General features: G+C 37.3%; 13 protein-coding genes. 2 read left to right on the top strand and 11 right to left on the bottom strand.

Features of this window, described 5'->3' with window-relative positions; genetic code table 11:
• Window positions 1-163: 163 nt before the first annotated feature.
• Window positions 164-2,212: an FtsX-like permease family protein gene (locus tag JZO76_RS09475; RefSeq protein ID WP_206903833.1), complete on the bottom strand. Its 2,049-nt coding sequence runs from the start codon at window positions 2,210-2,212 to the stop codon at window positions 164-166.
• Entirely contained in the window at window positions 2,202-2,969 is a 768-nt protein-coding gene (locus JZO76_RS09470) for an ABC transporter ATP-binding protein (protein WP_206903832.1), read from the bottom strand. Before JZO76_RS09470 ends, JZO76_RS09475 begins: the two co-directional genes overlap by 11 nt.
• Before the next feature lie 423 nt (window positions 2,970-3,392).
• On the opposite strand from JZO76_RS09470, the gene nrdD reads away from it, so the two are divergent.
• Window positions 3,393-5,582, top strand: coding sequence for an anaerobic ribonucleoside-triphosphate reductase (gene nrdD, locus JZO76_RS09465; protein ID WP_206903831.1), 2,190 nt, complete (start codon window positions 3,393-3,395; stop codon window positions 5,580-5,582).
• A gap of 121 nt (window positions 5,583-5,703) precedes the next feature.
• Window positions 5,704-6,306, top strand: coding sequence for an anaerobic ribonucleoside-triphosphate reductase activating protein (nrdG, locus tag JZO76_RS09460; protein ID WP_206903830.1), 603 nt, complete (start codon window positions 5,704-5,706; stop codon window positions 6,304-6,306).
• A 225-nt stretch (window positions 6,307-6,531) separates the two neighbouring features.
• On the opposite strand, the gene dinB is transcribed toward nrdG, so the two are convergent.
• From dinB to JZO76_RS09415, 9 genes are all read right to left on the bottom strand, one after another.
• Entirely contained in the window at window positions 6,532-7,650 is a 1,119-nt protein-coding gene (gene dinB / locus JZO76_RS09455) for a DNA polymerase IV (protein WP_206903910.1), read from the bottom strand.
• 98 nt (window positions 7,651-7,748) lie between these two features.
• On the bottom strand, window positions 7,749-8,636 hold the full coding sequence (gene rsmI / locus JZO76_RS09450; RefSeq protein WP_206903829.1) for a 16S rRNA (cytidine(1402)-2'-O)-methyltransferase: 888 nt from the start codon (window positions 8,634-8,636) through the stop codon (window positions 7,749-7,751).
• Window positions 8,637-8,713: 77 nt separating this feature from the next.
• Complete coding sequence (locus JZO76_RS09445) at window positions 8,714-9,055, bottom strand: DNA replication initiation control protein YabA (protein ID WP_034864815.1); 342 nt, start codon at window positions 9,053-9,055, stop codon at window positions 8,714-8,716.
• Entirely contained in the window at window positions 9,042-9,923 is an 882-nt protein-coding gene (locus JZO76_RS09440; protein WP_206903828.1) for a PSP1 domain-containing protein, read from the bottom strand. The genes JZO76_RS09445 and JZO76_RS09440 overlap by 14 nt, the downstream gene beginning before the upstream one ends.
• Window positions 9,924-9,980: 57 nt before the next feature.
• Entirely contained in the window at window positions 9,981-10,919 is a 939-nt protein-coding gene (gene holB, locus JZO76_RS09435) for a DNA polymerase III subunit delta' (protein WP_206903827.1), read from the bottom strand.
• A 12-nt stretch (window positions 10,920-10,931) separates the two neighbouring features.
• The gene (locus JZO76_RS09430) at window positions 10,932-11,261 is read right to left on the bottom strand and encodes a cyclic-di-AMP receptor (RefSeq protein WP_206903826.1); all 330 of its coding nucleotides are present in this window, start codon (window positions 11,259-11,261) and stop codon (window positions 10,932-10,934) included.
• Between the two features lie 150 nt (window positions 11,262-11,411).
• Complete coding sequence (tmk, locus tag JZO76_RS09425; RefSeq protein WP_206903825.1) at window positions 11,412-12,050, bottom strand: dTMP kinase; 639 nt, start codon at window positions 12,048-12,050, stop codon at window positions 11,412-11,414.
• A gap of 61 nt (window positions 12,051-12,111) precedes the next feature.
• Window positions 12,112-12,708 (bottom strand): recombination mediator RecR, encoded by a 597-nt coding sequence (gene recR, locus JZO76_RS09420; protein WP_206903824.1) that lies wholly within the window; start codon window positions 12,706-12,708, stop codon window positions 12,112-12,114.
• Window positions 12,709-12,749: 41 nt separating this feature from the next.
• Window positions 12,750-13,064 carry a YbaB/EbfC family nucleoid-associated protein gene (locus tag JZO76_RS09415; protein WP_206903823.1) on the bottom strand — a complete coding sequence of 105 codons (315 nt, stop codon included), beginning with the start codon at window positions 13,062-13,064 and terminating at the stop codon, window positions 12,750-12,752.
• Between the last annotated feature and the right edge of the window lie 30 nt (window positions 13,065-13,094).

Genomic DNA, 13,094 nt, shown 5'->3' with positions numbered 1-13,094 from the left:
GCCCTTTCAATTTACTCACTTAAAAGGCTTTATCTAAGTACCATCGTTACTGATTTTTTTAATATGTAATGCACCTTTAATACTCACGGCATTTTCCTGAAATGAATTCTATTTTAAAGAAGCGTGCTATTTTAGAAAACAGGCCAAAATACAGGTATTATCCTCAGCTTTCCCAGCTGTGTAAGAAAAATTTGACTGTTAAAATGTAGGCGACTAAATAAATCACTGCGACGATACCACAGAATAAATAAGCGAGCCAATAACTACCGTTGGTGACAAATTGGGACCATGTATAAATCGCAAACCCGGCATGACCACACACCAATAAAACTGGGGGAGCAAAAATCCAAGCATTTTGATAATACAAGTTGCGCTTCATTTGTTTACGACTAACGCCTAATTTTTGCAACAACAAGAAGTCTTTTTTACCATTTTCAACTTCTGAAAGTTGCCGCAACATGACAATCGCAGCAGTAGTGATCGAAGCAATCATACCTAGAAATGTTGCCACATACATGAAAATTCCCGCTTCTCTTGTGGCCCTGCGTACAATTGGAAAGCGACTCGTGTGATTTAACCGGGAATAGTTTCCAGTAAAAGCATGGGGAGTAGCATTCTTCAATACTTTGGTGGTAATTTCACCTTTTAATTTGTCATTTTTATACGTAAAGTCATAGTAAATATCATTTCCCCAATCAGATTTCAACTCTTTTTCAACTGAAGTTGCTAGTTGCTCTTCATCTTTTGTCTTTACATTGACCATAGCAATGGTGTAGTCAACCCCTTGAATATTCTGAAACTGTTCATCTGGTAAAACCAACACCCCAGCAGCATAGCGCAACAAAGCGTCCCCCAGCAAATCCGAATAAAAATGTTCTACTTTAATATCTAGCCCATTTGGCAACGTCACTTGGCGGCTAAGCTCGCTGACACTGTTAAACATCATATAATTATAATCAAATAAAATGCCACGATTAACCTGTAATGGCTCAATTTTGGGCAAATCAGGATGCTGTGCCTGAAATTTTTGATAGTCACTAAAGCGTAAAATATTAATTAAATTAAATTGCTCCATTTCTTCACTACTAAAAAGTTTTAGTGCAAAGCGGCCTGCTGTGACTTTATACTGTAAATTTTGGGTCGTGGTTACCTTGCCATCATTTTCACGAACGATGGCTTCTAGCTTTCCCAGTTCACTGCTGTGCACTTGAAAGTCAGTTGGCGTTTCATTTTGACTGACGCGACTTTGAATACTAACAAGAGAAATTGCACCGCCAATTAATGCAATGGCTAATGATGTCAAAATAGTAAGCAGTGCCAAAGAACGCCAATTTTTTAATATAGCGACCAAACTGCGACTACGTTCGTAATAGTTTAGACCTTGATAACGACTTTTCTTTTTATCAAGAAAATAAAAAATAGTTTTTAAACCATAGCGATAAAATAAATACGTGCCGATAATACAAGCAAGTAAAATACCTCCCGGTAGCCAAATTAAAATAGAAAAACTTTTTGTCAGTAAGAAAAAGCGAAAAATTAGTGGTCGAATAAATACAGCAGCCAAATAGCCACAGCTAATTAACAAAACACTGAAAATACCTAATTTAATTTCATAAGGCTTTGTCTTTAACTTTTGCAAGTCAAACTGTGACTTAACCGAGAATACACCATCCACTTGCTTTTTAGATAAAACAATAATGTTTTGAAATGCACTGATAATAAAAACAAAAAGAAAAACAGCCGCAGTAACCTGAACAGATTGCCATGAAAAAAACAAGGTACTCGTAACATCTAAAGCCATTGCCTTTACTAAAATCATGGAAAAAAGTTTGGAAAAAATGACACCCAGACTAATCCCCACTAAAAATGCCAATAAGTTCAAGGCAAAAATTTCGACTAACGATTGTAAAATAATCCGCCGCCGTTTTAAACCAAACAATTGGTAAAGTGCAACTTCTTGCTGCCGTTTTGCGATAAAAAAGCGATTGGCACTTAATACAAAAAAGACCATCATCACAATGACAAAAAAACTACCAATCGTTAAGATATTCTCAATTTTTATATCTTGGCTAGCCCGTTTTGTTAGTGGCTGATCATGCGTCATGGCATTAAAAGAATAATAAATCATCACCGCCATCGTGATACTAATTAAATAAATGCCGTAATTGCGAAATTGTTTTAAAAAACTACGCCAGGATAATTTATAAAGCATTTCGTCGTCCCCCGCCGCCTAAAGTTGCCTGCATATCAATCACCTGTTCAAAGAAATTCTGCCTGCTACCTCTTTTAACAACCTCAGAAAAAAAGACTCCATCTTTAATAAATAAAATGCGATTGCAATAACTTGCGGTATAGGGGTCGTGGGTTACCATTAAAATGGTTTTATTTTGCTTTTGATTTAATTCACTTAAATAATACAGTAACTCCGTGGCAGATTTTGAATCAAGCGCACCTGTTGGTTCATCGGCAAAAATAATCCGTGGTCGCACGACTAAAGCACGGGCAGCTGCCACCCGTTGTCTTTGTCCTACTGATAACTCTTCTGGATAACGATGTAAAATAGCTTTAATTCCTAATAAGTCAGCTGCTTCTGTCACGCGGCTTTCAATCTCTTCGACTTTTAAAAAATCAATCGCCAAAGGCAAGATGATATTATCTTTGGCTGTAAGCGTAGGCAATAAATTAAACTCTTGAAAAATAAACCCCAAATCTTTACGGCGAAAATCACTTAACTGATCTTCTTTTAGTGCAGTCAGATCTTGTCCGTCCACTTTTACTGTTCCAAAAGTCGGCAGGGCAATGGAAGCTAATATATTCATTAAAGTCGTTTTTCCCGCACCGCTTGGTCCCATGATGCCGACAAATTCTCCTTCATCAACACTAAAGGACAGATTATCTAGCACCTTGGTCTGATTAAAACGATTTCCATATGTTTTACTCAAATGTTTTACTTCTATTATTTTTTTCATATTTCAACCTCATTTAGTCCTTTTGTTAAATAATTTAAGACAACTTACTTATTATCTTTATGGTAGCACAAGGTGTTTTAAATGCGCAGTTTTTAAGGTAAGTCAAGGGAAAAATTTAAACAAAAATTTTTTCTTGTGCACCATTCATCTTTTTATGCAAATTTCTGTTTTTTATAAATAGCAAAAACCTATCCCTATCTGTTTTCAACATTTTTACATATTTTTTATACACTAGATATAGTGTTTAATAGTATTAAATTAAAACAATGGCACTATATATAGTTGTGTTTTTGGTTGCACCTGACTTACTTTTCGGCTATCATATTATGTGAGTTCAGACACAATAGTCTGCTGATTAAGCTGGTCTTTTCTAACTAGTTAACAGTAAAGGACATGGTTTAAGAAATAAAGGAGTGAGCAAAAATGATGGATTTAAAAAATGAGCAGCTAGCACGCGAGGTGCATCCCCAACTGCAAACCATTAAAATCATTAAACGAGACGGACGCCTAATGGATTTTGATGACCAAAAAATTTATGATGCTTTGGTTAAGGCAAAACAACAAATTCACGGTGAATTATCCCCGATTGATCATGAACGTCTATTAGAAATTGTTGAGCGGATTGATGCTGAAATTGGCCAACGCTTTTCAACTGATGTCAAAATTTATGAAATCCAAAATATTGTCGAACACATCCTTTTAGAAAAAGGCGAATATGAAATCGCAGAAGCTTATATTAATTATCGCACCCGCCGCGATTTTGACCGTAGTAAGGCAACAGATATTAATTTTACAATTGGGCGTTTAATTAACAAAGATCAAAGTGTCGTCAATGAAAATGCCAATAAAGACAGTAATGTCTTCAATACACAACGGGATTTAACAGCCGGCATCGTTGGAAAATCGATTGGCTTAAAAATGTTACCGACACATGTCGCAAACGCACATCAAAAAGGTGATATTCATTACCATGATTTGGATTACCATCCCTATACCCCTATGACCAACTGCTGTTTAATTGATTTTAAGGGCATGCTAAATGATGGTTTTAAAATTGGCAATGCAGAAGTAGAATCACCAAAATCAATTCAAACTGCCACTGCCCAAATCTCACAAATTATCGCCAATGTAGCTTCTAGCCAATATGGCGGTTGTTCTGCTGATAGAACTGATGAGTTATTAGCACCTTTTGCAAAATTAAATTATCAAAAGCATATGCAAGATGCACTAAAATGGATTGAAAATCCTAAACGTCGTGAAGAATACGCCAAAGCAAAAACCAAAAAAGATATTTTCGATGCGATGCAAAGTTTGGAATATGAAATTAATACTTTATTTACTTCAAATGGTCAAACTCCTTTCACTTCCCTTGGCTTTGGCCTTGGGACAAACTGGTTTGAAAGAGAGATTCAACGGGCTATTTTACAAATTCGTATTAATGGCCTAGGAAGTGAGAGACGAACTGCTATTTTTCCAAAATTGATTTTTTCAATTAAAAAAGGCGTTAATTCTAACCCCACTGATCCAAACTACGATATTAAACAATTGGCTTTGGAATGTGCGACAAAACGGATGTATCCTGATATTTTAAACTACGATAAAATTGTTGAATTGACAGGCAGTTTCAAAGTACCAATGGGTTGCCGTTCTTTTCTACAAGGTTGGCAAGATGAGTCAGGGCAAGAAGTAAACGTTGGTCGGATGAATTTAGGTGTGGTTACCTTAAACTTACCACGTATCGCATTAGAGGCTGCTGGTGATCAAGATAAATTCTGGACACTTTTAGAAGAGCGCTTAGCAACTGTGAAAGATGCTTTGGTGTATCGCGTAGAGCGTTGTAAAGAAGCAATCCCTGCAAATGCCCCAATCTTATATATGTACGGTGCCTTTGGTAAACGTTTAAGCCGGACCGATGCCGTGAATGAATTATTTAAAAATAAGCGGGCAACTGTTTCATTAGGTTATATTGGCTTATATGAAGTTGCTTCTACTTTCTTTGGTGGTGCTTGGGAAAATAATCCAACTGCAAAAGACTTTACCTTAAGTATTGTCAAATCATTGAAAGCTCACGCTGATGATTGGGGTAATGAATATGGTTACCACTTTAGCGTTTATTCAACGCCAAGCGAAAGTTTGACAGATCGTTTTTGTCGTTTGGATACTGAAAAATTTGGTATCGTTGAAAACGTCACTGATAAAGAATACTATACCAACAGCTTCCATTATGATGTTCGTAAAAACCCAACACCTTTTGAAAAATTAGACTTTGAAAAAGATTATCCAAAATATTGTTCCGGTGGCTTTATTCACTACTGCGAATATCCGATGTTGCAACAAAATCCAAAAGCTCTAGAAGCTGTGTGGGATTATTCTTACGATAAAGTTGGCTATTTAGGCACAAATACGCCAATTGATCACTGTTATGAATGTGGTTTTGAAGGTGACTTCACCCCAACAGAACGCGGCTTTGAATGTCCGCAATGTGGCAATCACGATCCTAAAACCTGTGACGTGGTAAAACGAACTTGTGGTTATTTAGGTAATCCCCAAGCGCGCCCCATGGTACATGGTCGTCATAAAGAAATTTCATCCCGCGTAAAACATATGAAATAAGGCCACTTTTATGGAAGTTAGAAAAAATGACCCGAACTCAGGCAACTGATGCTCGGGTCTTATTGCAAAGAAGTAAACCCGCTTAGCTAAATAAGCGATTAACAGAAAGAAGGCTTTTTTTATGCGCAACCCCAAGCCTAAAGAATGGCAAGCAAGTAAATATAGTAAAAATTATATTGCCGACTATAAAGCATTTAATTTTGTCGACGGTGAAGGTGTCCGCAATAGTTTATATGTTAGTGGTTGTCTTTTTGCCTGTGAAGGCTGCTTTAATAAAGCTGTCCAAAACTTTAACTACGGTACTCCTTTTACTAAAGAATTAGAAGATCAAATCATCACAGACTTATCTCACGACTATGTTCAAGGCTTAACGCTATTAGGCGGTGAACCTTTTTTAAATACAAGTGTTTGTTTACAAGTAGTTAATCGAGTAAAAAAAGAATTTGGTGAAAAAAAAGATATTTGGAGTTGGTCTGGATATACTTTTGAAGAGCTATTGCAAGAGACTGACGACAAATTGGAATTGCTAAATAAAATTGACATCTTAGTAGATGGGCGCTTTGAACTAGCCAAACGAAATTTAAATTTACAATTTCGTGGCAGTAGCAATCAACGAATCCTAGATGTCAAAAAATCATTGGCGCTTGGAAAAGCGGTTATTTGGGATAAATGTCACGATGCAACAGAAAATTTTGAACAAATAAAAAAACAAGATTTAATCTAGCCCTCCATCGCTTAGCTTCACAAAAATCAAACAATTGTCCCACTCACAAAAAAGTAGGATTTTCCCAATTTGCCTTATTTCTTAAAAGGCCTGCACCTGAAACAAACGACATAAACTTTTGTAAAGTAATTTATTTTCGTGAAAATTTTATCTTTTTCTAATAGTGTACAAAAAGTGAGGCAAAATAAAAATTCTGCCTCACTTTTTACGTATATTTACATTCCATTACTTTTCATCTTCCCACAAAGGTAAGGTCATATTTTCAAAAGTCACCGGATCCAAATTCGTCACCGTCACCCCTAAAAGGCGAATTCCCTTTTCAATGCCTGCAACGTCTTCCCAAATTAGACTAGCTTGAGAAAAAATCATTTGTTTATCAATTAAATAAGTAGGCAGTGTCTTTCTTTTGGTTACCGTTTCATAACCTGTATAGCGCACTTTTAAAACAATCGTTTTACCATGTTTGCCCACTCTTTTTAAAGATGCTGCAACTTTTTCAGACAATTGTCTCAGCTGCGTTAACACTTCTTCTTCTGTAGTAAGCGGGTTGCCATAAGTATGTTCTTTTCCAACTGACTTTCGCTGTCTTGTCACGGCAACCGGTGCATCGTGTATTCCCCGCACTTTTCGATACAAAGAGTAGCCCATTTTACCAAAGGTTTGAATTAACTCCATTTCTGTTTTCTCGTATAAGTCCGCACCGGTAAAAATTCCCATTTCATTCATTTTGGGGACTGTCTTTTTTCCGACTCCATGAAATTTTTCAATTGGTAAAGCTTTTAAAAAAGTAATCGCATCCCGTGGTGGAATAACCGTAATCCCCTGAGGCTTCATATAATCAGAGGCCAACTTAGCTAAAAATTTATTATAGCTAACTCCTGCTGAACAAGTAAGGTGAACTTTTTGCCAGACTTCTTTTTGAATTAAACGGGCGACCTTCACGGCTGAAGTACTGTTCACTTTATTTTCTGTAACATCTAAATAAGCTTCATCAATGGATACTGGCTCAATAATATCGGTATAACGGGCAAAAATCTGACGAACTTCTTCTGAAACTTTTCGATACTTCTCGTGGTTTCCCGGTACAAAAATAGCCTTGGGACACAATTCATACGCTTTTTGTGCACTCATTGCAGAGTGGATCCCATATTTGCGCGCCTCATAATTGGCAGTCGTCACAACTCCTTTACCCCCAGTATCGCTGGGATGGCGTGCAATAACTAAGGGATGCTTTGCTAAATTGGGATCGTCTCGTTCTTCAACAGAAGCAAAAAAAGCGTCCATATCAATATGAATAATTTTACGACTTGTATCATTCTTTAAAGGAAATTGCAGCTCTCCCATACCCTCACCCCACATTCTAACTTATTATACTAACACAAACAAATGTTCGCAAGTTTTCTCGTTAATAAAAAATTTTTTTAACAAAAAAATCAGCCGCTTTAATCGGCTGATTCGAGGATTTCATGATAGTTTTTATAAACAACTTGCTTTTTAACTTGATTATTTTGTGCCACTGTTTTAATCGCTTGATTGGGTTTCATCCCTGTTTTAACTAAATTTTCTACCTGCTCTTTCAAAGATAACATAGCCGTCTCAGCAGATACATCATCTTTTCTGCTACCAGAAGAGCCTGCTACCATTAAACAGCACTCACCTTTTACAGCATTTTCTGCCAAATAGCTAGCTAATTCCACCAGATTGCCCCGTAAATACTCTTCATGTACTTTGGTCAACTCACGGCAAATAACTGCCTGTCGACTGCCAAAAACTTCAGCTAAATTTGCAACGGTTTGTTTTAAACGATAAGGTGATTCATAAAAAATTAAAGTTGCCATCTCGTTTTTCAACGTATTTAAAACTGTGAGCTGTTCACTTTTCTTGCGGGGCAAAAAGCCATAGAAATAATTAGGTTGCGGGTTTAGCCCGGAGGCAATTAAAGCCGTTAACCCAGCAGTTGCACCAGGTAGCGCAACAACGTTTATCTCCTCTGCGATACACGCCACCACTAATTCATGACCAGGATCACTAATTGACGGCATGCCGGCGTCGCTTACTTGGGCAATATTTATTCCTTGCTGTAACAAAGTAATTAATTCTGGCACTCGTTCTTTAAAATTATGTTCATGTAAACTTTTTTGTGGTGTTTTAATTTCAAAATGATTCAATAATTTTTGCGTATTGCGAGTATCTTCACTGGCGATTAATTGTACCGTTTTTAACGTCTCCACGGCACGATACGTCATGTCTTGTAAATTGCCAATTGGTGTAGGTACCAAATAAAGCGTTCCGCTTATTGGACTTCCTTTAAAACTGCTTTGCTTTTGCACTTGTTATCACCTTTTCATAAAGTGAAAAAGAATTGATTGAAAAGGATAGAATTACCTTTTAATCAATTCCTCGTCACTTAATTTTGACTTTCACGATATAATACTTCCAAACAAAAAACGCATTGCTCGTCGTTTTCTCTTCTGGCACCATAGGATTCACGGCAAATATGAAAACCTTCTTCATAAATCTTTTCCAAGTTCATCCGGGATTTTGACATACCCTGTTTAACTTCTTCCGCGGCATTTTCTTCTTTTAACTCTTGCAAGTATTCCCGTAGTTTTTGATTTTCTAATTCTAAGGTTGTATTCTTCTCAACAATTTCTTGCAGGGCCGCTTTCATTGCTGTCAATTGCTGTAACGAACTCTCTAAATCTAACTCTAATTTACTTAATCCATCATAAATATCACGTTTGTCCATGCTCACTGGCATCACCTGCTTTTTTTGCTTCATCGGCTGTGGCAGCTAGACTGGCTACTTGTTGCGCCTTGAAGTCTTTTAGTTCCTCATAATGATACTCCACCGGCGTTTCTTTTTGGAATAGCCGCACTTTTACAATCCGACTTAATAAATTCAAACCGATAACTTTTCCCTTGCCATCTGGTGTCTCAATCTCTTTACCATAATCTGGTAATTCTCGTTTTGCCGCTTCATATTCATCATTTTCATATTTCAAACAACACATTAAACGGCCACACAAACCAGAAATTTTGGTTGGGTTTAAAGATAAGCCTTGATCTTTAGCCATTTTAATCGAAACAGGAATAAAATCACCTAAAAAAGTCGTACAACATAACGGTCTACCGCAAGGCCCGATACCGCCTAATAATTTTGCTTCATCCCGTACACCGATTTGGCGCAACTCAATTCTTGTTCTAAACTCACTAGCTAAGTCTTTTACCAACTCACGAAAGTCAATTCGACCATCTGCTGTGAAGTAAAAAATCATTTTACTCCGGTCAAAAGTATATTCAACAGAGACTAGTTTCATCGCTAATTCATGTTGTCGTATTTTCTTTTTTCCAATCACAAAGGCCGCTTTTGCGTCTTCTTTGTTTTGGGCTGCTCGTTTTAATTCTGCGCTCGTTGCAATATGTAAAATCGGCAGCACTTCATCAGGTAAATCCCCACTGTCAATTTCCACTTTAGGAATGACAACTTCTGCCATTAATTTGACTTGTTGGGATTCAACTATCACTTTTTCTTCATAACGATACTCTTGATCTTTACCAGGACGATAATAATAAACGTGACCTGCTTCTTTATAGCGGACTCCCACTACTTCCATTTAATTCCCTCCCTTACTTTAAATTTTAAAAGCTCGGTAACTACTCCCTAAACTTTTTTATGAAAGACGAACAATCCGCAAAACCAATTGTTCACATACATTTTGAAAGGCAACATTGGCCCGTAATTTTTGTTCAGCTTGCAAGATCAACTCTAAAATACCGTTAACTTTTTGCAGCTGCGGCAAGTTTGCCACTTCTTTTTTTCGTTGTTGGCGAAAATAAAACAATAACATTTGTAATAATGTAAACTGTTGCTCTTTTTCTTTTGCCAAAGGCGCCAACTTCTTTTGAACAAAAATAAAGGCTTGTAAATCTGCTTTTTCAAGATAGCGATGCCAAGTTAAAACAGCATCCTTAGCACTATTAAACCATTCATCTTGTGAGAATTCAATTGCTTTTTCAAAGCTATTGGTAAGGCTTGCAAGTAAAGTTGCACTTTTTTCCCCCACCCCTTCAGCGATCAAACTTTCAAAAAGGTGAGTCTTTGATAAGGGGGTAAAGTGGATAAGCTGACAGCGGGATTGAATAGTTGGTAAAATGCGTCCTAACGCACTGGTCTCTAAAATTGCTAAAAGGCCTGCTTGGGGTTCTTCTAAAAATTTTAACAAACTATTCGCTGCGCTAACGTTCATTTTGTCCGCATCTGAAATAATGAAAACTTGTCGCTTTGCTTCAAACCCTTTTTTACTAAATTCAGCCTGGAGTCGTCGTATCTGATCAACTTTAATCGTTTGGCCCTCAGGCTTTATAACTTGAACATTCGGGTGCTCGTTTAACTGAATCCGGATGCAATTATTGCACACATTGCAAGGCTCGTTAGCTATTACATTGGTGCAAAAAAGACGTTTAGCCAGCCACATACTCATTTGATGTTTACCAGTGCCACTCTCCCCTTCAAAAAGATAAGCATGAGACATACGCTCATGCTCAATACTTTTTTTTATTTGGGCAAAGACCTGGGGCTCATTTTTTAATAAAAATTCTTGCTCCGTCATTTTACTTGCTCCTTAATATTGATGGAAACCTTCGACTGGTAGAACAAAAACTGTTGCGCCACCGACTTCAACTTCGACTGGATAGGGTACTTGTCCGTCTAGGGAAATATCTAAAGACATGGGGGTTGAAACATACTGTTTTCGTGACTGGCACGTCTTTTTAATCAATTCAAGTGCTTCTTGCACCCGTTCATCTTCAATCCCGATAATAAACGTGCTGTTACCAGCTTTTAAAAAGCCGCCGGTTGAAGATAGTTTTGTGGCCCGAATATTATTGTCAATAAACTCGTTAGCCAAACGGTTACTATCTTTATCTTGTACAATTGCCATAACTAATTTCATAAAAATTGCCTCCTTTTAATTGGAAAGACTTCACAAACTGACGTGACTGCAATGTATTCAGCTAAATTATTCTAAGCAAAGCTGGCTTGCCTTTGTGGATACTCGCTTTTCCAGTAAATCGCATTTCATTGTATCCTATGCTTTTGTTCTTTAGAAAAATTGAGGATATGCTTCAGTGATGGCAGTAAAACTCGCATCCACTACATCTTGTAAACTCATTCTGGCATCAACTTTGTGAATCCGAATGGGATCTTCTTCGGCCAATTTCAAATAGGCATGACGCACCCGTTGATGAAATTCCAAACTCTCAATTTCCAAGCGATCTGCTTCGCCATGACGGGAATTTTCGATCCGTTTTAATCCTGTGTCTGAATCGACATCAAGATAAAGGGTGAAATCTGGCTTTAAACCTTCTGTTGCAAATTCATTAATTTTAGCAATTTCCGGAATACCAATTCTGCGTCCAGCTCCTTGATAGGCCAAAGAACTATCTACGAAACGATCACAAATCACGATTTTACCAGCGTTTAAAGCAGGCATAATAACTTCAACTAAATGTTGACGTCTGGCTGCTGCATATAATAAAGCTTCTGTGCGATCATCCATTTCTTCATTACGAGGGTCTAAAATAATTTTTCTGATTTTTTCAGCGATTTTTACACCACCGGGTTCCCGCGTTTTAACGATGCCGCGTTTGGCAATCAGCTGAATCCGAGGAAATAATTCATTAACAACGCTCGTTTTTCCTGCGCCATCTGGTCCTTCAATCGTGATAAATAATCCGTTCACAAGTTTGTCCTCCAATTATCTATTAACATTATTGTACAAAAAAATTCTAAATTTTGAAACTTTACAACTCACGGCGTCCTTCCACCGCTTTTAAAAGGGTTACTTCATCGGCATACTCAATATCACTGCCGACAGATAGACCGTGAGCCAATCGGGTTACTTTAATTCCAGCTGGTTTAATTAAGCGGGACAAATAAATGGCGGTCGCTTCTCCTTCGGTCGTAGCATTTGTCGCCAAAATTACTTCTTTTACTTCATCATCATGTAATCTTTTCAAAAGAGTTGGCACGTTAATATCTTCTGGTCCGGTTCCTTCCATTGGCGATAAAACGCCATGTAAAACGTGGTATAAACCGTGATACTCCCGCATTTTTTCCAAAGCCATCACATCTTTTGGTTCTTCGACGACTAAAATTGTACTGCGATCCCGAGTTTGATCGGCACAAATTGGACAGGGATCTTCTTCTGTGATGTTGCCGCAAATGCTACAAAAATGTAGGTCCCGTTTAACACTTAAAAGGGATTTGGCAAATTCATTGACGACCTCGTCTTTCATATCGATTGTATAAAAAGCTAACCGTGTGGCGGTTTTTTGTCCAATCCCGGGCAGTTTCATATAGCTGTCAATTAATTTGGCAATTGGTTCTGGGTATTGCATAAACATTTCTCCTTAAGCTAAAACTGCTGTGCGACACTTTTTTAAAATCCTGGCATACCTTTTGTATATTTTCCTAACGTTTGTTCGGTTTCTTTTTCGATTTTACTTAAAGCATCATTGACTGCCATCATGACTAAGTCTTGTAGCATTTCACTATCTTCTGGATCAATCACATCAGAGACAACACTTAAGCCAGTCATTTTTTTATCGCCAGTAAACGTCGCTTTTACATATTCATTGGTTGAAACACCAACAAATTCTTTTTCATTTAAAGCCGCTTGTGCTTTTGTCATTTCCTTTTGCATTTTTTGTACTTGTTTCATCATGCCTTGCATATTTCCCATGCCACGCATCATATTAACCACTCCTTCAATTTTTAAAATTTA

The organism is Candidatus Enterococcus myersii, assembly GCF_017316025.1.
Lineage (GTDB): Bacteria > Bacillota > Bacilli > Lactobacillales > Enterococcaceae > Enterococcus_C > Enterococcus_C montenegrensis.
The sequence above is the reverse complement of the archived record's forward strand: the minus strand, read 5'-3'. Positions and strand labels throughout refer to the sequence as shown.